This is a genomic window from Arthrobacter sp. MYb23 (assembly GCF_002979775.1).
GTDB lineage: Bacteria > Actinomycetota > Actinomycetes > Actinomycetales > Micrococcaceae > Arthrobacter.
Map to the genome: position 1 here is coordinate 265,716 of NZ_PCPR01000003.1, position 19,066 is coordinate 284,781.

General features: G+C 60.2%; 17 protein-coding genes and 1 pseudogene. 7 read left to right on the top strand and 11 right to left on the bottom strand.

From position 1 onward, the window contains the following. Positions 1 to 24: 24 nt before the first annotated feature. From CQ020_RS05965 to CQ020_RS24735, 4 genes are all read left to right on the top strand, one after another. On the top strand, positions 25 to 420 hold the full coding sequence (locus CQ020_RS05965) for a RidA family protein (protein WP_219844493.1): 396 nt from the start codon (positions 25 to 27) through the stop codon (positions 418 to 420). A 71-nt stretch (positions 421 to 491) separates the two neighbouring features. Beyond that, a complete protein-coding gene (locus CQ020_RS05970; protein WP_181151775.1) occupies positions 492 to 1,232 on the top strand; it encodes a transcriptional regulator in 741 nt (246 codons plus the stop codon). 119 nt (positions 1,233 to 1,351) lie between these two features. Continuing rightward, positions 1,352 to 1,558: a hypothetical protein gene (locus CQ020_RS24730; protein WP_181151776.1), complete on the top strand. Its 207-nt coding sequence runs from the start codon at positions 1,352 to 1,354 to the stop codon at positions 1,556 to 1,558. Between the two features lie 321 nt (positions 1,559 to 1,879). Further along, positions 1,880 to 2,095, top strand: a complete 216-nt coding sequence (locus CQ020_RS24735; protein ID WP_181151777.1) for a hypothetical protein — start codon at positions 1,880 to 1,882, stop codon at positions 2,093 to 2,095. An 890-nt stretch (positions 2,096 to 2,985) separates the two neighbouring features. Here CQ020_RS24735 and CQ020_RS05980 read toward each other — a convergent pair. The 3 genes from CQ020_RS05980 to CQ020_RS05990 all read right to left on the bottom strand — a co-directional run bounded on the left by CQ020_RS05980 (position 2,986) and on the right by CQ020_RS05990 (position 5,418). After that, positions 2,986 to 3,387, bottom strand: coding sequence for a heme-binding protein (locus tag CQ020_RS05980; protein WP_105690984.1), 402 nt, complete (start codon positions 3,385 to 3,387; stop codon positions 2,986 to 2,988). Between the two features lie 380 nt (positions 3,388 to 3,767). Further along, a complete protein-coding gene (locus tag CQ020_RS05985; RefSeq protein ID WP_105690985.1) occupies positions 3,768 to 4,196 on the bottom strand; it encodes a RidA family protein in 429 nt (142 codons plus the stop codon). A 13-nt stretch (positions 4,197 to 4,209) separates the two neighbouring features. Further along, the gene (locus CQ020_RS05990) at positions 4,210 to 5,418 is read right to left on the bottom strand and encodes a pyridoxal phosphate-dependent aminotransferase (RefSeq protein WP_105690986.1); all 1,209 of its coding nucleotides are present in this window, start codon (positions 5,416 to 5,418) and stop codon (positions 4,210 to 4,212) included. Positions 5,419 to 5,617: 199 nt separating this feature from the next. Here CQ020_RS05990 and CQ020_RS24115 point away from each other — a divergent pair, with 199 nt between their 5' ends. Further along, a complete protein-coding gene (locus tag CQ020_RS24115; RefSeq protein ID WP_181151778.1) occupies positions 5,618 to 5,761 on the top strand; it encodes a hypothetical protein in 144 nt (47 codons plus the stop codon). 22 nt (positions 5,762 to 5,783) lie between these two features. Here the strand turns inward: CQ020_RS24115 and CQ020_RS05995 are convergent, their stop codons facing one another. The 6 genes from CQ020_RS05995 to CQ020_RS06020 form a co-directional block, all read right to left on the bottom strand. Continuing rightward, the gene (locus tag CQ020_RS05995; RefSeq protein ID WP_105690987.1) at positions 5,784 to 6,827 is read right to left on the bottom strand and encodes a Gfo/Idh/MocA family protein; all 1,044 of its coding nucleotides are present in this window, start codon (positions 6,825 to 6,827) and stop codon (positions 5,784 to 5,786) included. An 18-nt stretch (positions 6,828 to 6,845) separates the two neighbouring features. Continuing rightward, positions 6,846 to 7,583, bottom strand: a complete 738-nt coding sequence (locus CQ020_RS06000; protein ID WP_219844494.1) for an SDR family oxidoreductase — start codon at positions 7,581 to 7,583, stop codon at positions 6,846 to 6,848. Positions 7,584 to 7,670: 87 nt separating this feature from the next. After that, complete coding sequence (locus CQ020_RS06005) at positions 7,671 to 9,032, bottom strand: MFS transporter (protein ID WP_219844495.1); 1,362 nt, start codon at positions 9,030 to 9,032, stop codon at positions 7,671 to 7,673. A gap of 99 nt (positions 9,033 to 9,131) precedes the next feature. Then, a complete protein-coding gene (locus CQ020_RS06010; RefSeq protein ID WP_105691075.1) occupies positions 9,132 to 10,241 on the bottom strand; it encodes an FAD-dependent oxidoreductase in 1,110 nt (369 codons plus the stop codon). 8 nt (positions 10,242 to 10,249) lie between these two features. Next, positions 10,250 to 11,878, bottom strand: a complete 1,629-nt coding sequence (locus tag CQ020_RS06015; protein WP_105690990.1) for a hydantoinase B/oxoprolinase family protein — start codon at positions 11,876 to 11,878, stop codon at positions 10,250 to 10,252. After that, on the bottom strand, positions 11,878 to 13,950 hold the full coding sequence (locus CQ020_RS06020; protein WP_105690991.1) for a hydantoinase/oxoprolinase family protein: 2,073 nt from the start codon (positions 13,948 to 13,950) through the stop codon (positions 11,878 to 11,880). Before CQ020_RS06020 ends, CQ020_RS06015 begins: the two co-directional genes overlap by 1 nt. 138 nt (positions 13,951 to 14,088) lie before the next feature. On the opposite strand from CQ020_RS06020, the gene CQ020_RS06025 reads away from it, so the two are divergent. Then, complete coding sequence (locus tag CQ020_RS06025) at positions 14,089 to 14,781, top strand: GntR family transcriptional regulator (RefSeq protein WP_105690992.1); 693 nt, start codon at positions 14,089 to 14,091, stop codon at positions 14,779 to 14,781. 308 nt (positions 14,782 to 15,089) lie between these two features. Then, a pseudogene (locus CQ020_RS06030) lies at positions 15,090 to 17,259 on the top strand (glycogen debranching N-terminal domain-containing protein). Positions 17,260 to 17,653: 394 nt separating this feature from the next. On the opposite strand, the gene CQ020_RS24740 reads toward CQ020_RS06030, so the two are convergent. Next, positions 17,654 to 17,875, bottom strand: coding sequence for an Abi family protein (locus CQ020_RS24740; protein ID WP_146116638.1), 222 nt, complete (start codon positions 17,873 to 17,875; stop codon positions 17,654 to 17,656). A 679-nt stretch (positions 17,876 to 18,554) separates the two neighbouring features. Continuing rightward, entirely contained in the window at positions 18,555 to 19,064 is a 510-nt protein-coding gene (locus CQ020_RS06035) for a hypothetical protein (protein ID WP_105690993.1), read from the bottom strand. Positions 19,065 to 19,066: the final 2 nt, after the last annotated feature.

Genomic DNA, 19,066 nt, shown 5'->3' on the forward strand with positions numbered 1-19,066 from the left:
CTACCAACGAAAGGAACGCGAAAGTTGACGACGATCGAAAACCCCTCCGCAAAACCTGAATTAATCCAGCCCCGGGGACCTTACTCAAGCGCCATCCATGCAGGAAACGTCATTTATCTCTCCGGGCAGGGCGGACTTGATTCGGCGGGGCAGGTGGTAACCGGAGGAATCGCCGCGGAAACCACACAGACACTCGCCAACATCGAGGCCAACCTCAAGGCATGCGGGGCAGGCCTCGGAGACCTGGTTAACGCCACCTGCTTCCTCACCGACATAGGGGACTTGGATGCATTCAACTCGGCTTGGCGTGATTATTTTGGGGAAGTTCGGTCGCCGGCCCGGACAACCGTTGCCGTCGCTTCCTTACCTTTCGGGTTGAACCTCGAGATCTCCTGCCAAGCTGCTCTCGAGCAACCATGAGCTCCTACATCGAAAACCAGCAAACTCACCCAGCTACACGAAATCTTGGAGCGATCGATCACAATGGAGCCATGAGTTCTAACTATTTGGGATCAGCGTTACGGTTCACCGACGAGGACCGCGCTTATGCCAAGACGGCCTCTTCCGTCTTGAGCCAAGTGATTCCCACGCTGGCCCAGACTCTAGGCCCACGCACGGAAGTGCTGGTCCACGACCTGACCCTCGCTCCCGCCAGCATCGTCGCCATTGCCCAGCCCATAACTGGTCGTGATGTCGGTGGGCCTCCAACGGACCTAAGCCTGCTGATGCTCGCCAGTCAACGAGGAGAAGGTCTGGTTGGATACGCATCAAGATTCAATGGTCAGACCCTCCGTTCCACAAGCGCTTTTATTCGCACCCCTTCCGGGCAAGCGGTAGTGGCCCTCTGCATCAACTCCGACGTCGACGACCTCACTAAAGCGCGGGAGGCATTGGAACACTTGACGTCCATGAGTCCGTTGTTCTTCGAGGGCGCCGATCAGCCGCTGCCCACTGAGACGTTCCCTTCGTCTGTCGAGTCACTAACCGACGGCATGATTCGTGAACAAATAGTGGCGGCCGGCGTTCCTGTGGAACTGATGAAGAAGAAGCACAAGCTGGACGTCGTTAGACGCTTGCGCGCCAGGGGATTCTTTGAGCTCAAGGAATCCGTTGACTTATGTGCCAAGGCCTTGGACGTAACCCGCTACACGATCTATAACTACCTAAACCAAATTAGTCAGGAAGAAGAGGCCCTGAATGCTGATGCGGAACTCGGGCGAAACGTTGGATAAGACCGCGAGCACGGTCCCGTTCTCAGCGTTCCGGTACGCAACTGAGGGTCCTCTCCTTCGAAGGCAAGTGATGGGCCCCCTTGGCCGAGCCGGTGTTCACGCTCATCGTCTAGACCCCGGTGCGCCTGCGGCACCGGCTCCACCAGGAGCCTGAGATAGGGCTGGACCTGCCGCACACGCAGGAAAAGGTCCTCCAGGCGTTGGATGGGCTGCCGTACGAGATCACCCTAGGCAAAAACACGACGTCAATTACTGCCGTGTTCCATGGCACCGCCCCGGATTCCGGAGCCACCACTGCCCGGCGGCCGGTCGTGTTGCTGCGGTGACATGGACGGACTTCCGGTCCAGAAAGCCACCATCCCGGACTACATTCACGTATTGACGGCGCGATGCACACCGCCGCCACGACCTGCACACAGCAATGCTCGCTGGAGCCGCAACGCTCTTGGCCGAGCGTCGCCATCAACTCGCCGGGGGACGTCTGACGTCGGCGACGGAGCCGAACGGGATGGTCTTCACCAAGCCAGGCATCCTTGTGTCCGCCTCGGAAGGCTCGTGGTCACGGTCCACGGAGCAGACGGGCACGGATCAGCACCAGCCAAGGACCCGTAACGGCCATCTCCGAGATCATCACCACCTTTCAGGTAATGATTACCCGCCAGTTCAATATGTTCGATCCCGTCATGCCCAGCGTGGGCCTGCTGCAGGCAGGGACCAAACACAACACAATCCCAAACTCAGCCCGCTTCGAAGCCACCATACGAACCTTCTCCGAAGCCAGCCGCGAGAAGATGATGACTGTAACGCCGTGGCTGCTCAAAGGCATCGCCGCTGCCCACGGGTTGGAGGCCGCGGTGGACTAGTAAACCGAATACCCGATGACCGTTACCAACGACGCTGAAACGGAGATCGCAGAACGAGTCATCACTGAACTCTTCGACGGATGCCGCTATACCCGCCTCGGACAACCCATCCGTGGACTCTTAACAGGTAATGTGCAATTACTGCGCCCAACTGTCAGCGGCATTCCTCAGACGCGCAGCAGCAAGAGAGTGTCTCGTTCCAAGGAAATGGGACGTTGCCGTGCAACGCTTGGCCGCCTTCATGGGTGTTTGGTAGGCGGGCCTTTAGGGGATGTGGTGGCCCCGCAATGTTGGGGGTTGATGATCGCTCCGTAGGAGTGAACAGCGGGCGGTGGAAGATCGGCGAGCGGGGCGGGGCGGTCTCGAAACGGAAGCCTCAGGGCTCAGCGGAACGGCCAATACGTTGTGTGACCTCTACAGGAGGGGACCAGAGCCGATGCTGCAACATGCCGCTCCCTGAACCGCCGAAGTGTCGGGGAAGTGCAAAGTCTTCTGCAACCATGCAACCAGGCCCCCATAGCGATCATGGAAGGGCCTGGTGGTTTGATGCAGGTGGTTCGTGTCCTTTTTTGCCTCACCTGATCCGGCGGAACATCGGTCAGGCCTCTACTCCTCGTAGTTCACGAATGCTTTCCTCAGGCGTTCATGTACGGTTCAGGTGCTGACCCGTCCATTGGGCAGACCAGGGCCTCCCACGTTGCGAAATGGGAGACCCTGGTGGTCATTTGGATTCGCAGATATTGCCCGTACTGATTGGCAATGAGTGTGCCGAGTAATCAGTTCCTGCAACACGAGAGGTTCGGCTGTGTTGATTGCTGTCATCGAGTGCGAACGGAGGTCCAGGAATTGCCTCCGCTGAAAAGCTGTATTCCGCTTTGTGGTACGAACCCTCAGAAGGCCGCTGCTCCGGCTTCGGCTACGGTTTGATCTTGTTCGCCGGAACCTCCGCTGACTCCGATGGCGCCCACTACCTTGCCGTTCCGGTTCAGGGGCACTCCGCCGGCAAAGATCATGATGCGTCCGTCGTTGCTCGCGTGAATTCCGTAGAACTGGTCTCCCGGCTGCGAATTGTCTGCGAGGTCCTTCGTTTGTATGTCGAAAGCGCGTGATGTGAAAGCCTTCTTGATGGATATATCGACGCTTCCGATCCATGCACCGTCCATGCGGGCGTGCGAAACAAGGTTTCCGCCCTCGTCGACAACAGCAATGTTCATTGGTTGGCCGATTTCATTTGCGCATTTTTCGGCTGCCGCGATGATGCTACGGACTTCGGAAAGCGTGGGTGAGGTCATCTTTTTCTCCTTGTTGTGTGAAAGATATAAGTCGCCTGTGGTGTCACGGTTCAGGTCTGGACGTATCGGTTGGGTTTGGAGGACCTGCTTGGTAGCGGCGCCTGGGTTTTGATTCGGCAAAACCGCGGGGCTCAACTTTCCCGGGGGCCTAAATGTCAGCGGCTATTGCGATCTGGGCTTTTCGCAGCGTGGTTATCGCCATCAGCTGCCTGACTACTTCTTGGCCGCACGTTTCGGACGACACCAGGACACAGGAGTGTCTCCGGTTAGAGCGCAGTATTGCGTTCAGACCTTGACCTCGCGTCTCGGTGGTCTGGCGCGGGTGAGACTTGTAGAGAAACAACCCATCGCGAGCAGGAGTTTAAACGGACCTCAAAAGATCACCGCTCGTTTGGCCCGATGGCCCCGACGAGCTCGATTTCCACAGGTGCGTCGCTTGGCAGTGAGGTCACTCCGACAGCAGAACGAGCTCCGATTGCTTCGTGCCCGAGTTGCTCCATGACGTACGTCGACGCCACGTCCGCGAAACGCGAATGTTGGGTGAAGCCTTTTTCTGCCGCGATAAAGACAGTCATTTTGAGAATCCGTGAGATTCTTTCCCCGGTGTTGCACGCCGATTCGAGTGCGGCCAGCGCGTTGGCGCAGGAGAGGCGAATGGCATCCTCATATGTCTCCGGGCTTTCCTCCACCGGGACGATTCCACTCAGCGTAAGGGCGCCGTCCTTTCGTGGGGTCATGCCTGCAGTGAAGGCGATGTCTCCAAAGCGTGTCACAGGAACATAGGTTCCTTGGGGTACGGGTATCTTCATGTGGCCGCCGTCCTTATCGGGTGTATCGCTTGGCGAGTTCGATAAGGCGTTCTACTGCCGCCACGGCGTTGTTGCGGTCTTGCGAGTAATTCAACCGGATGCTGTGTCCGTGCAGGGGGCTGAATTCGGCTCCTGGTGTGACTGTCACATTGGTCTGGAGCCTGGCAAGCTTGACGAACTCTTCAGTGCCCACGTTCAGGTCCGGCAGACGCGGGAACAGGTAGCTTCCTGCCTCCGGGACGCGCGTGGCGTATCCGGCTTCAGTGAAGAGCCGCACCAAGTCGTCGCGGATGGCCTGATGGCCGAGGATTCGCTCGTCCAGCCAGCCTTCCGGTTCGTTGAAGTACGTGTCCAGAACGGCTTGGTTGTATCCGGGGGCGCGGAGGGAGACGATTGCCTGGGTTTTTTCCATTCGTGAAATGACGCTGGCGGAGCCGAAAGCAACGCCGAGCCTGTACCCGCTGAGCGATTCCGTTTTGGATGGACCCATGATGGTGAGGCAGTTATCCGGGTTGATCCCGGAAGCGCGTAGGTGGGTGTATTGGGTTCCTTCGTAGCGGAGGCGGGAGTAGAGCTGGTCGACGATGACCGTCGCGTCGTAGGTGTTGGCGAGTTCGGCGATCGAACGGATTTGTTCTGCGGTGTAGACAACGCCTGTGGGGTTGTTTGGGTTTGAGAAGACGAAGGTTTTGACGCCGCTGTGGAATGCTTCCTCCAGTTGGTCGAGGTTGAGCATGGCCGGGCTCTTGTCCTCGTAGTCAAGGCGGACGGGGCGGACGACGCCGCCGAAGAATTCGACGAGCTTGCGGTTTGCGAAGTAGTCCGGTTGGACGATTGCGACGTGGTCGCCGGCGCCCACGCACGCAGCCATGGCGAGGAAGAGTGCCCCTTGGGTGCCGGGCGTAATGATCATTTCCGGGCTTGGGGCGATGCTGGCGCCGGTGAAGTTGGTCAGGCGTTGGGCGAGAACTTCTCTGATGGAAAGGCGTCCGCTGTACTCCGTGTAGGCCTGCTGGCCGCCTTCCTGCACACCGCGCTGGAACGCCTCGAATGCTCCGGGCGAAGGTGTAAAGGCGTCGACGTCCCCATGCGAAAAATCGACTGGGGCGCCGGGGATGTTCCCGCCGACGGCGAGGGCGGAGATTTTGTCTTCAAGGGATCCTTCTTGCCCAGGGGCGAAGTCGATCCCCAGGTTGATGAACCGTTCACGTATGTCCTGCATGAGTAAACCTCGTTTTTTCTGGCCGTCCGTACTTTCACTTTTGGCATGGGCTGGTTTGACTTTGACTCTGTCACTACTCGGCTTAAGTGTCTACAGTTTATTCTAAACTGTCAACAGATTGCTTGGTCTCTTGAAACCGGTGTTTCAGTCGGTTTCGGGTCCGCAGCAGTAGACGCAACCGCTGTTGTGGCGCATAACCGTGTCAGTATCCGAGGAAGGCCGCAGCAGAGGAGAGGAGCTTGCGTGGCGGACGGTGAGGTCACTTCGGAACCATGCCACCGGCGACGAAGAGTTCGACCCCGGAGTCCTGGTCCGACTCTTGTCGTTGATGGATACGCCGTAGGGAGTGTCTGCTTCCAACGTACTCAGCTGCCCGCGTGGCTTCCGGGCCCGACTTGGGCGAACTCTGGCGGCGCGGGCAAGCCGATGGGGATGGGGGATCCGTCGTTTTTAAGGCTTTGGACGGTGGCGTTTAGAACCTCGATCCCGGCTGTGACGTCTGGCAGTGGAACGGGATAGGGGTGGTTTCTGTCCTTTATGGCCTTTGCGAATTCTTGGAGTTCGTCCCGTTCAGCGTTGATCGCGGGGAACTCCTCCTGTCGCTTCCCGGATGCGTCGCAGACAGCGAGGTGCTGCTGGTCGGTCATTTGGGCCCAGCCTTCTGTTCCGAAGAGTTGGAGCCGCCAGTGTGAGGCAGTCGCGGTGAGGGTGCTGACGTATCCTGTGGTTCCGTTGGCGAAGTCGAGTGAGACATCGGTGGTGTCGTCGATATCGACTTTGAGGTATTGCCGGCGTGATCTGGCCCGGACCGCTGTAACGTTCCCGAGGAGGCCGATCATGCAGTCGATGGTGTGCACGCCCATGAGTGTCAGTCCGCCGGCAGGTGTTTCGCTGGACTGGGCATGCCAAACACCGTTTGTGTAGGTGTGTCCGAAGGGGCCGGAGAAGTTTCCCTCGATATGGAGCGGCCGTCCGATCGTGCCGGATTCGACGATGTGCTTCATTTTCTGGTAGGCCGGAAGGAAACGGCGGTTGAAGCCCACGGCCAGCACGCGGTCCGTGCTTTCGGAGAGTTGGACGAGGTCTTTGGCTGTGTCGGCGTCCAGGGCGAGTGGTTTCTCAACGAACACATGAAGGCCTGCCTCCAGGGCAAGGCGGACGTGGTTCGGGTGTCGGCTGTGGGGCGATGCGATCACCACGGCGTCGACGAGTCCTGCGTCGATCAGGTCCTCATAGGACTCGAACAATTGAAGTTTCTGTTCGTCAGCGAAGGGCTTCGCTTTCTGCAGTGATCCCGTGGTCCCTGCGGTGAAGTGAAGCAGTGCCCCGTGTGGCTTGCCGCTGGTCTGCACGGAGTTCACCAGCCGCTGCCCCCAGCGGCCCATTCCGACGATGGCTGTCTTGATCATGATGCACCTTCCTGAGGTTTAGTTGACTGCTCCGCCGTCGATGATGACCGTGCTGCCGGTCATGTAACTGGACTCTTCCGAGGCCAGGTACACGGCTAGGGATGCGATGTCCTCCGGGGTGCCCATGCGGCCCACCGGCTGCCGGGCTGAAAAGTCAGCCATGGCTTGGGCTGGATCCGGCATTGCGTCGATGCGTTGCCTCATGGACGGTGTGTCAACCGCAGAGGGACAGATGGCGTTGCAGCGGATGCCTTGGTTGGCGTAATCAGCGGCAACGGATTTGGTGAGCCCGATGACCGCTGCCTTGGAGGTTGCATAGGCGAACCGTTGCGGAAAACCCCGTACTGAGGACTGGACGGAGGACATGTTGATGATGCTTCCATTTCCGGACTCGAGCATGCCGGGAAGGAATGCCTTGATGACGCCGAACATTGATATCACGTTGACACGAAGGGCGGCCTCGAATTCATCGTCGGTGCAGTTCATGATGTCCCCTACGTGGACCATGCCCACGCCGTTGAACAGGACATCCACGGGACCGGTCCTCGTCGCCAGCTCCGAAAGAGCATTTCGATCGAGCACGTTCAGTCCTACGGCGTTAAGTCCGTCCTGCCCCTCCAAGTCGGCGAGGAGTTCGGCGTTGAGATCCAGGGCCCATACTTCCGCACCCTCAGCCACGAACATTTCCGCTGTTCTGCGGCCGATTCCTTGCCCCGCGGCTGTTACGACAGCGGTCTTTCCCTTGAGTCTGTTCACTTGAGGGCCTTCTTTTCGGTCCGTGAGCGGCGGCGCAGCTTTCATTCAGGGCTGCGCCGCCGCGGGGTTTGATCTGTCGAAGTGGATCTATTTGGACGGCGTCGTTGTCGGTGTTCGGATAGCGATCTCGTCCTGTCCGGCTGTGGGAGTCTTTGCAGCCCTTCCCTCGTGGGTTTCCACCAGGAAAACGGTGCACCCGACGGTGATGACGGCCGCGAGGATCACGTAGTACGCGGGAATCCCGGGGTTGCCGGTACTGGCGATAAGGGCGGTAACGATGAGCGGGCCGCCGCCGCCGAAGATGGCCAGGCCTATGTTGTAACCGATCGAGTAGGACGTGGTCCGAACGGCCGCCGGGAACAGTTCCATGAGGACGGTGTGGATGACGCCGGTGTGCCCGGCGAAGATGAGCGCTAGGATCACAATGCCTAGGAAGGCCAGTGCGAATCCTTGCTGCATGATGAGGTAGGCGGGGAAGGCGAGCACGGCCATGGCGATTCCGGAACCGACCAGCAGAGGTCGCCGTCCGTACCGGTCGGCGAGGCGGGCTGCGAACGGAATCGTGATGATCAGGGCGACCAAGCCCAGGGATGTGATGGCGAAGCCCTCGCCGCTACTGAATTTGAGCTGTTTGGTGAGGTAGGTGGGCAGGTAGTTGAAGATGACGTAGTAGCCAACGCTGTTCAACAGGGGCAGCGCGGCGGCCATCAGCATACGACGCCGGTTGGCCCGGGTTCGGAAGGCTTCCTTCAGAGGGCTGGTAACGATTTCGTCCTGCTCGCGCATGTGTTGGAATACGGGAGGTTCGGCTACCTTGCGTCGGATCCAGAGCCCGGCAAGGCCCAGGGGAAGCGCCATGAGGAAGGGGATGCGCCAACCCCAACTTTGAAGGTCAGCCTCGCTCAGGCTGCGGGTGAGGATGAGGCCGAGCAGGGTGCCTATCAGTAAGGCCAGGAAGCTTGATGCCTGAACGAAGGAGACGTAGAAGGCCCGCTTGCCGGCAGGAGCATGTTCACCGACCAAAGTGACGGCGGCGGAAACTTCGCCGCCTGCAGAGAAACCTTGGGCCAGGCGGAAGAGCAGCAGCAGGATGGGGGCTGCTACTCCGATCCATGCGTAGCCCGGAAGCAACCCGATCAGTGTGGTTGCGACGGTGATGATTGTCAGGGACAGGAGCAGCGCTGTCCGTCGGCCCAGCCGGTCTCCGAGGACGCCAAGGACGATGCCGCCCAGGGGACGGAAGAGGAAAGTAACAGCGAAGATGCCGTAGGTGAGAAGGAGCCCTACGAAGCCTTGGGCTTGGGGGAAAAAGACCAAGGCGATAACGGGGGCGAAGGACCCGTATATGCCGTATTCGTAAAACTCTATAAACATTCCGACGCTCCCGGCTACGGCCGTGCGTCGAACGCTGGGGGCTGAGCCTCCGTGGGGAGTTTTTGTTGAGGCCATTGAATTGACTCTCTGTGAGAAGGAGTTGTTGCGAGAGGGAACGGGCTCTTTGATGCGGTTCGGTGCTGCGACCGGTCCTCGTGGGACCGATCGCAGCAGTTAGGAGTGGGAGGTGAGGGCGAACCGGGGGTGCGGTTCATCGATGCCGAGGGCGATGTCACTGATCATGTCGCCCAACACAGGCGCGAATTTGGCGCCCATGCCGGAACAGGGTGAGGCGATGGTGATCGCCCCTCGCCGGTCCATGAGGAAATCTTCGGTGCGGGTCCTGGTGTAGAGGCAGGTGTCTTCGCGGAGGGGCTGGTTTTCCAGGCCGGGCATCCAGTTCTCCACGAATTCCTGGATGAGATCGCGCGTGTGCGCGTTGGGAACCCTGGAGCGGGTGGAGGGTGTGGTCGAGGCCCCGGGGTCATGCCGTCCGATTTTCACTGCCTGGCGGTCGCCGGCATCGCTGCCGGACGCCAGTCCAAAGAACTGCGTGTCGTGTTTGCACACCAGCACCGGCCATGTCTTTCCCTCGTGGGTTCTGCCGAAGTGGAAGACATTCTGCTCTGTCACGGTGAGGTCTGGGGGAGCAACATCCGGAAGAACCTGCGGCAGCAGTTCAGGAAGCCACGCACCAGCCGCCAAGACGGCCTGCCGTGCACTGAATGTCCCGTTTGGAGTGGTCACGATCACCCCACTTCCACGGCGTTCCAGTGCTTCCACCGGTATTCCGATGCGCAGCTCCGCTCCGTCCTTTTCGGCGACGGCCAGGGCCGCCCGGATGGACGCTTCCGGGTCCAAATAGCCGGCGTCCGGGTGGTACAGGGCATCGGTGGGAAATCGCATCCCGGGGAACCGCTCGGCTGCCTCTTCAGGGCTAAGCAGTTCCGACGGCGTTCCGCTGGCCTGGACGGTTTCGAACAGCTCGCCGACGTGGCGGTCTTTTCCGTAGTCCAGGCCCCCGGTGGTGGTCAGCAGTGTCGTTCCGGATTCAGATTCCAGGTCCCGCCACTGGTCGAGTGCCCGGGCGGCCATGCCGGCATAGAGCGGATCGGCGTACGCGCGACGGAAGATCCGGGATGACCCGTGGGAGCTGCCGTCGTTGTGGCCGAGCGGCCGGGCATCCAGCAGTACGACGGAGAGGCCGCGTGCTGCCATGGATCGCGCAGTGAACGCACCGGTCAGTCCGCCGCCGACGATTACGACGTCACAGGTGGTAGCCATCCCTGAACTCATTTTCCGGTGGTTTCCTTGTAGGCTGAGCCGTACCCGCCGCCGCCTGCTGTTTGGATGCCGAGGCTTGCTCCCTCCGTCAGTGCTACCTGACCCATGGACGGCAGCTCACGTTGTCCTGACTGGTTTGTGGTCCAGCTGTGCGAAGGGGCGCCGTCTTGACCGCCGTGCAGCCCCCAGGGCTGGGTGGTGGTCCGGCTGGTGGCGATGACTGCGATGGCAGTGCCCCGCGTTAAGGTGAGCTCGCGGATCATGCCGTTGCCGCCACTGTGCTGTCCTTCCCCGCCGGTGCCTCGTGCTATTGCATAATGTTCGACGCGGAGCGGGTATTCGCGCTCAATGACTTCGCAGGGGGTGTTTCGCGTGTTGGTCATGTGCGTGTGTGTGGCGTCTGCCCCGGACATTGAGGCGGTGGCACCCTGGCCGCCGCCGTAGGTTTCCACGTAGGAGTATGGGATTCCGGTGGCAGGATCGGTCCCACCAATGGTGAGCAGGTTTTGGCTGCCGCAAGAGGCGGCGGGTGCCATGCCCGGAGAGAGCTTGTCGAAGGCTCCAAAGAGTGCATCGACGATGCGCATGGAGGTTTGGGTGTTGCCGTTGGCAACGGGTGCCGGGAACTCAGCAGACACCACCGATCCCGGCCGCGTGATGACGGTAATTGGTCTCATGAGCCCGGCGTTGGAAGGCAAGGTGGGATCGGCGAGGACCTTGACGACGTAGGCGACGCAGGCATCGCTGATGGCTGAGGAGCAGTTGACGGCACCAGCGACTTGGTCGGCGCTGCCGGTGAGGTCCACGGTGAGTTCGTCACCGCGTTTGATCACCTTGACGGCAATAGGAATCCGTTGCTCGGTGGCCCCATTGTGTTCGAGGTAGTCGGTGAACTCGCCTTCGCCGTCCGGGAGGGCGGCGATGGCCGAACGGGTGCGGCGTTCGGAGTAGTCCACCAATGCTTCGCAGGCTGTATGGAAGTACTCGATGCCGCGTTCCTCGATGACTTCGAGGACGCGCCGGACGCCGATCATGTTGGCTGAGACTTGGGCCATGAGGTCACCGCGGGTTTTGTCCGGGGTGCGGATGTTCGTCAGCAGAAGTGCCACGAGGTCCTTGGCGAGTTCACCAGCGTTGTAGAGGCGCAATGGGGGGATCCTGATGCCCTCTTGGAAGATTTCTGTGGCATGCGTTGCCATCGAGCCAGGCGTGATGCCTCCGATGTCGACGTGGTGTGCCATGTTGGCGACCACGGCAACGATCTCTTCACCGACGAAAACGGGGGTGATGATGCAGGTATCGGGCAGGTGCGAGCCCCCGATGTAGGGGTTGTTGGTGATCAACACATCACCTGGCTGCAGCTTCTCCCGCCCGATTTCGTCAAGTGCGCGGCGAACAAGAGTAGGCATCAATCCCAGATGGAGTGGGATGTGTTCGGCCTGGGCAATCAGTTCGCCGCTTGGCCGGTAAACGCCGGCAGAACAGTCCCGCCGGTCCTTAATGTTCGGAGAATACGAGGTGCGGATCAGCGTGGTGCCTATTTCTTCGGCAATTGACTCCATCCGGTTCCGGGCAATCTCCAGATCAACAGGGTCCAGGGCGACAGGATTTGCGGGCGTGGTGGTTGTAAGCGTCATCAGTTGTCCTTGGGGGCGATGTAGAGGAATCCGGAGCCATCGATCCAGCAGGTCTGGTCGGGTGCGACCACAACGGTCGAGTCAAGCTGCTCCGCGACGAGGGGTCCGGGGATGCGCGGTCCGGCCGGGAGCGCTTCGCGAAGGTAGATCGGCGTATCATGCCAGGAACCCTCGAAATAGACTGGACGGGTGGATAGCGGCACGGGAAGCTCGTCGGGGCGATCCATTACCGCCTCGCTCGTGGCCGGGACCGGGATAGTGGCGACACAGCGGGCGGCGACGATTTCGAGCCGGGCATCGGGATCATCGAAGCCGTAGCGTTCACGGTGCGCGAAGTCGAACGCCTCCCGAAGGAACGCCGGGTCTGAGTTCCATGGGACGGTGAGCTCATAGCTTTGGCCCAGATACCGCAGGTCAACCAGACGCTCGATCTGAGTGTCCGTTCCCGATTCACTGCTCTCCACGGCGATGAATTTCTCGGCACGTTCGGTGAGTTCATCCAAGGCGGTTTGGATTTGCTCGGTATCCGTTGCGTCCGTGGTGGCCACCGATGCGACGAAGTCGCTGCGGATCGGTGCGTCCAGCATGCCGATGGCAGAGGCAACGCCAGGATGAGGCGGGATCACTGCCGATCGAAGACCCAGTTCACGTACCAAGTCAGATGCGTGAAGAGGTCCGGCACCGCCAAATGCCATCAGCGTGCAATCGCGAATGTCGATGCCGCGTTCGACGCTGACTTTGCGGACGCCGCGGGCCATGGTCGCCGTGATCACGCGCAGTACCCCTTCAGCTGTCTTCTCTTCGTCCATGCCCAGCTCTGCAGAGAATTCCTGCAGCCGGGTACGGGCAGACGGGGCGTCAAGGGTCAGCCGACCGCCGAGCAGTGACTCGCCGAGGCGACCAAGGAGCAAGTGCGCATCGGTAACCGTGATGTCCTGACCGCCACGGCCGTAGCAGATGGGGCCGGGCGTAGCGCCGGCGCTCTGCGGTCCCACGCGAAGGCCGCCGCCGCTGTCTTGCCAGGCAATGGATCCGCCGCCTGCACCGATGGTGTGCACGTCAACGGTGGGCATCCGCAGCGGGTATCCTTCGATCTCGCTGGCGGTCATTTCGTCTGGCTGGCCTGCGCGGATCAGGGCGATGTCGGTGCTGGTGCCGCCAATATCAAAGCTGACAACCTTGTCCAGACCAAGCTGCCCTGCCCAGCGCGCCGCTCCGATGACACCGCCGGCAAGGCCCGACAGCAGAGTGCGGACGCTTTGCTCGCGTGCGGTTTTACCGCTGATCAGTCCACCATTGGACTGCATCACCCACAGTTTCGCGGGGACGGCGAGTTCAGCCAGACGATCCTCGAGCCGCTGCAGGTAGGAGGCGACTTTCGGCTGAACGTACCCGTTCAGGACGGCAGTGCTCGTCCTTTCGAACTCACGCATTTCAGCAGAGACCTCGGTGGCGGAGACGATGGCGGGCGCTGCTCCGGCTTCAAGGAGCAATTCAACCACCCGGCGTTCGTGCTTGGGGTTGATGTAGGCATTGAGGAAAGAGACGACAACAACGTCGACTGACTGGGCCGCGACTTGGGCACCGAGGGCGCGGACCGCGTCCTCGTCGAGTTCGCGCACCTCGCTGCCGTCCGCTGCGGTCCGCTCGGTGACCTCCCACGTGAGTTCAGCCGGGGCGAGAGGCTCCGGTCGGCGTGAGTCGGCCGAGTACAGGTGGGGTCGTGACTGGTATCCGATAGCGAGGAGGTCCCTGAAGCCTTTTGTGGTAACCAGACCCACTCTTCCGCCGGTCCGGGTGATAAGCGCGTTGGTGGCCACGGTCGTGCCATGAACGAACCGCTCCACGGAAGCCGGATTCTCAGACAGCTCCTGCAGCGCCCCGACGACACCTTCGATGACTGCCTCATCCGGTGAGCTGGGCGAAGAGGAAACCTTCCAGATGAAAAGAGACCCATCGGGCTTGGCCACAGCAATGTCTGTGAATGTCCCCCCGGTGTCAACTGCTATCCGGAGACCACTCGTTCCGGGTGTCGAGCCGCTAACCGGGCCCGATTCTGGCTGCATGTCCATGTGTTTTCTCCGTGGCGTTGTGATGCGTGACACGTCAATACTCGCCCGCAGCACTAAAAGTGTCAACACTTTTTTTATATCTGCTAACAATTTTTCCGTTTTGATTGCACCTGGACTCCAAGTGCTTACACTTTGGGTATGGCGATAAGTTTGGAAGAGGGCACAACCTCCCGCGCACAGCCTTTGCGGGAGCGGGTCATAGCCGACATCCGCGAGATGATTCTTAGCGGACGCGTTGGACAGGGAACCGTCCTACCGGAGACGGATCTAGCCGAGCAGCTGGGGGTAAGCCGTGGTCCAGTCCGCGATGCGTTGGCTGCGCTTCAACGCGAGGGCCTAGTGACATTGCGTCCCAACCGGCGCGCCCGCGTTGTCTCCCTCGGCTTGCGCGATGTGGAGGAAATCTACAGTCTGCGTGGCCAGTTAGAGCGGCTCGCGGTACAAAGGGCTGCGCTGAATGTCACCGACATTGATCTGGCTGCCATGCGCAAGATCCTAAACCGAATGGACAGTGCCCTTGAGCGTCAAGACCTCATTGAACTAAGCCAGCTCGACACAGGATTTCATGATCGCATCTACGAAGCATCCAGGCATGACCGTCTATACAGATCCTGGGCGGACCTACGCTCCCAAGTAACCTTGTTCCTCATATCCCGCAACACCACTGCGGTCACTAGCAGGGACGTCGTTGTAGGCGAGCATGAGGCACTCTTGGAAGCGTTGACCGCCAGGGATACAGCCCTTTTGGTTCGTCTGATGGACGACCATCTCCTGGGCGCATATGAGCGGCTCCGCGATGCAATGATCCTCGCATCGCCGAACGGCATCTAGAACTGCCCGGCGGGCCTCTGGTTTCCCCATTTCATCAGAGGAATTACACGCGAGCATCAGTTTCGCCTTCCCTGGGGTACCCTATTGGAAAACCCCGGAGGGGTCTGGGGTAGCTGGTCGGAAATCCAGTCGCTTCCACGAGCTGGTTGGAATTGAATTTGTAGCCTGGGCAATCGCTCATGGTTCAGGAACGGTTGAATGAAACAACGGAAGCCACTCCATAGGCTGTGCCGCCGGGCCGTCGGAATGCGGGTCATCGCCTGGTAGTGGCTATGGGTGATTCCATACGAACGAACTGCTTGCCACCATTGGAACCATGCCCTCTCGGGAAGTCGTTAGGTGGGTCTGCCGTATCCGGCTCGGCTGGGACGGTCACCCTTGTCGAGGGATCGTCCTTCTGCATCGGTTCGCAGAACGGGGACATTCATCCTGACATGCCACAGGGCCTTTTCGTTCAGGACACCCGCATCCTCTCGGGGTGGCGACTCACGATTAACGGGCTGACAGTTGAACCGCTGGGAGCGGCGATCAAAGAACCGTACAGGGCGCTGTTCGCTGGCCGAGTGTCCCGCCCGGACGCCTATGCGGACAGTCCTTTGATCGTGGAGCGTCTTTGCGAGGTAGGGGACGGTTTCCAGGAGCAGATCAGCGTTCGCAACTATTCCCTGGCGACAGCCGAATGCGTCATCGCCTTGGACATCGAGGCGGATTTTGCGACCTCTTCGAGGTGAAAGAGGCACGGATCCAGCGACGATGGGTTGAAACCCGCTTGGTCGAGGGCGATGCGCTCAGCATCCGGGCCCTCTGGCAGGATGTCAAGAAGGATGTAGTGGTGCGCGCCCCAGGTGCACACATTTCGACTGGGGCGGTGGCATTCCGGGTTTCTGTCCCGCCCCACGGTCAATGGAGCAGTATCCTGACCGTGATGCCCGGCATCGAGGCAGCCCACCGGAAAGCGGCGTTCGTCCACTTTGGCGGGGACGGCTTGTCTCCGAGTGACCGGCGCTGGCAGGAATGCGTAGCCAAGATTCCGATGGTTCAGATGGGAAACCGGTCTATCGAACGGACTCTACGCCGCAGTTACGATGACCTGGGCTCGCTCCGCATCGAGGACCCCGAGCACCCGGATCGTGTCGTGGTGGCCGCCGGGGCGCCCTGGTTCATGACGCTGTTCGGCAGGGACTCGCTGCTTGCCTCGGAAATGGCACTGCCGGTGGACCCATCACTGGCCTTGGGCACGCTGCAGACGCTCGCGGACCGTCAGGGCACGGTGGTTGACCCGATGAGCGAGGAGGAGCCGGGCAAGATCCTGCACGAAGTCAGACTGGATGTTTCAAGTGGGCTGTCGCTGGGCGGCAAATCGGCCTACTACGGTAGCGTCGACGCCACGCCCCTATTCGTACTGGTGCTCGGATCGGTCAGCCGCTGGGGGTTCGCCAAAGAGACCATCACCGCATTGCTGCCCCACGCCGACCGCGCACTGGACTGGATCCGGGACTACGGGGACAAGGACGGCGACGGGTTCGTCGAGTATCAGCGCCTCAATCCCAGCGGACTTAGGAACCAAAGTTGGAAGGACTCCTGGGACGGGATCAACTTCGCCGACGGTACGCTGGCCGAGCCGCCGATCGCCGCTCTGCGAAGTCCAAGCCTACGTCTACCCCACGCGTACATGGCGCGCGCCTGGATGGCTTATGACGCCGGCGATGCCGGTTTAGCGGAGAACCTTTCTGGACGGGCCGCGCAACTGAAGAAACGGTTCAACGAGCAGTTTTGGATTCCTGATCGCGGATACTATGCCGTTGCCCTGGACAAAAACAAGCGCCAGGTTGATGCGTGTGCTTCGAACATGGGCCATTGCCTCTGGCTCGGTCTCGTAGATGAGGACAAAGTACCCCAGGTGGCCGAACGGCTGATGTCCCCGGAGATGTTCAGCGGCTGGGGCGTGTGGACTTTGGCCAGCGATATGGGTGCCTACAATCCCGCGAGCTACCACAACGGCTCCGTGTGGCCTCACGACAACGCCATTATTGCCGATGGCCTGCTCCGCTACGGTTTCACGGCCGAGGCACAGCGGATCTCCACCGCCCTGCTGGAGGCTGCCGAATTCTCCAACGGCCGATTGCCGGAGCTCTTTTGCGGCTTCAGCCGGGACCAGTTCCCCGAACCTGTGCCGTGTCCGACGGCGTGCTCGCCCCAGGCATGGGCCGCCACCACACCAATTCGGCTGCTGACGAGCCTGATGCGGTACGACACCCATATATCCCTCGGGGGCCTGTGGATGGACCCGGCACTACCCAATTCCTACGGTGACCTGCACGTCACCAACGCTCCTCTGGCCGAGGGCAGAATCACCATCGATATAACCAACTCCGTCCCAACCGTTCAAGGACTGCCCAAAACATGGAGTTACGCAAGGGGCATAGGCCCTGGATGACAGAACTCGTGGAGAAAGCGCGTAGTCAGCCACGTCCTTAATTGGGTCCGTCTGAGCTTATGGAGCCCGCTTCGTCCATCGGGTCCGCAGCCCAGTCGGCACCCGCGGGTGACGTTCCAGCTCGGTCCTGGAGGCCTGCCTTCAACTTCCTTGGCCTCAAAGTGGCTCAGGAAGGTCGCTCGGCGCTTTGGACATTACTTATCTGACACACACGGACGTGATCCCACTCTGCCCACAAAACCGTCAATGCGCAGGCCGCTGGTGATGCTTTAGGTTCTCGGTACCCACTGCCGTGATTCACTCCATCCCGGGGACGTCCACTCCTTGAACGACCGCGTCAGTTATCAGTGTCCGCGGTCTGCCGCGGCTATCCCGAGTGGTCTCCTATACGGCTGCGATCCCAAGATTGAGTGGGCTCAAATTAGGTTGACATTCTCAAACAGGGAGCGTTCCGGCATGCTTTGCTGAAGTCTTCCTTCGAATCAGCGAGGCGCCCTGAGCCGCTCGTGGTCCCAGAAGCGCTGGCTTTAGGTGCGCGCATTCATCGATCATTCCGAAGGCATGCCCGAGAAGAGCTCGCAAAGCCAGCTCTATCGGAGTGAGAGCGGCGACGGTTCCTGTTCGTAGGTTCGCATCGAAGCTGTAAAGACGGACGATATCGGCGAATTAAGTTCCGGCTGAAAAGGCATCCTCACGGTCCGAGGTTCCCGGGCGTCTGAATGAATACCAGTACCCGCTCAGGCGGTAGTAGTTGATGTGCTGCAGCTGCCTAATAGCAGCTTTACGGACGCGGGCAACTGACCTCCGCTTAGAGAAAGTGAAGACCGGCCCTGGACCTACCGAAGTAGGCGGAACCGGTCTTAGTGCTTCGACTGTATCCGATTTTAGTATGCAGCTCCAGCCGACCGGCAGCCCTGGGCCATCTCGATAGCCAACACGGCAATAACCCATTCCCTTGAAAAGGAGTCGGACGCCGCTGGGCCCTAATCACTCAGAGCTTGCCTGACCATCCCTGCAGTCCCTACTACGCTCGCTGAGTCAACGCCGATAAGAGCCCACACGTCGCCCAGTGAAACCAGCGCTACGGCCACCTTAAAGATGCTATTGAAGGCGTCCTAAAGGGCTGAGCGACATCTATTCCGACGGCGGGTCCAAAAGTCATCTCGGGGGTGTTGCGGAATCGGCGATCAAAATCTGTCCGCCGTCCGGCCTGAATCGGCATGTCTGAGCCTTCGATAAGAAACTCTGTTCCAGTGGCCTCCCGAGGGGCGGCCGACATCCGGTGATTGACTTTTGCCCGGCGCAGGCCGATTAAGTCTTTTCATGATGTATCACCTTAACGGAGATCGGTGTCGGGATTATTGTCTGTCAACTTCCAAAAGACTGCCTTACCCAAACCGACCAGTCCGCGCGCTGGATCCACACGTAAGACGAGGCCCTGCGGGTCTGCCGGTAGGGGGTCCAGATCTACCAAGGGGTCGTCGATCCAAATCCACGGTCTCGATCCGGCGAAGCGCTGAATTCTACTGAGTTTGTTGAACTGCGCCGGTAAATAGGGCCACGGTTTTGGAGGAAGGCCAAGCACACCGGCGAAGGCAACGTGGGCATTTGCGCCCCATTCCGAGACCCAAACAATGTCATAGCTTTCGGTAAGCTCTGCGATCAATTCTTTGGTGCCCACGGGCACTAGGACCTCCCTTGACCATTTTCCGGACGCGGTGACATGCTCGCTCACCGTGGGAAGAGTAGCCGCCTGCTCCAGAGCTATGACGCCGTCTACGCCCAGCATCAGCAGAGGGCGTGTATTGCCGCTTTTGCGGTTGATCAGGCTTGTGTTTTCTGTCATGT

Excerpts from the sequence above, each read along its gene's own strand:
- CQ020_RS05980 (WP_105690984.1), bottom strand. The coding sequence starts at position 3,387 with ATGACCTCACCCACGCTTTCCGAAGTCCGTAGCATCATCGCGGCAGCC.
- CQ020_RS06015 (WP_105690990.1), bottom strand. The coding sequence starts at position 11,878 with ATGACGCTTACAACCACCACGCCCGCAAATCCTGTCGCCCTGGACCCT.
- CQ020_RS06035 (WP_105690993.1), bottom strand. The coding sequence starts at position 19,064 with ATGACAGAAAACACAAGCCTGATCAACCGCAAAAGCGGCAATACACGC.
- CQ020_RS05970 (WP_181151775.1), top strand. The coding sequence starts at position 492 with ATGAGTTCTAACTATTTGGGATCAGCGTTACGGTTCACCGACGAGGAC.
- CQ020_RS06025 (WP_105690992.1), top strand. The coding sequence starts at position 14,089 with ATGGCGATAAGTTTGGAAGAGGGCACAACCTCCCGCGCACAGCCTTTG.
- CQ020_RS05985 (WP_105690985.1), bottom strand. The coding sequence starts at position 4,196 with ATGAAGATACCCGTACCCCAAGGAACCTATGTTCCTGTGACACGCTTT.
- CQ020_RS06020 (WP_105690991.1), bottom strand. The coding sequence starts at position 13,950 with ATGGACATGCAGCCAGAATCGGGCCCGGTTAGCGGCTCGACACCCGGA.
- CQ020_RS05990 (WP_105690986.1), bottom strand. The coding sequence starts at position 5,418 with ATGCAGGACATACGTGAACGGTTCATCAACCTGGGGATCGACTTCGCC.
- CQ020_RS05995 (WP_105690987.1), bottom strand. The coding sequence starts at position 6,827 with ATGATCAAGACAGCCATCGTCGGAATGGGCCGCTGGGGGCAGCGGCTG.
- CQ020_RS06005 (WP_219844495.1), bottom strand. The coding sequence starts at position 9,032 with ATGGCCTCAACAAAAACTCCCCACGGAGGCTCAGCCCCCAGCGTTCGA.
- CQ020_RS24735 (WP_181151777.1), top strand. The coding sequence starts at position 1,880 with ATGATTACCCGCCAGTTCAATATGTTCGATCCCGTCATGCCCAGCGTG.
- CQ020_RS06010 (WP_105691075.1), bottom strand. The coding sequence starts at position 10,241 with ATGGCTACCACCTGTGACGTCGTAATCGTCGGCGGCGGACTGACCGGT.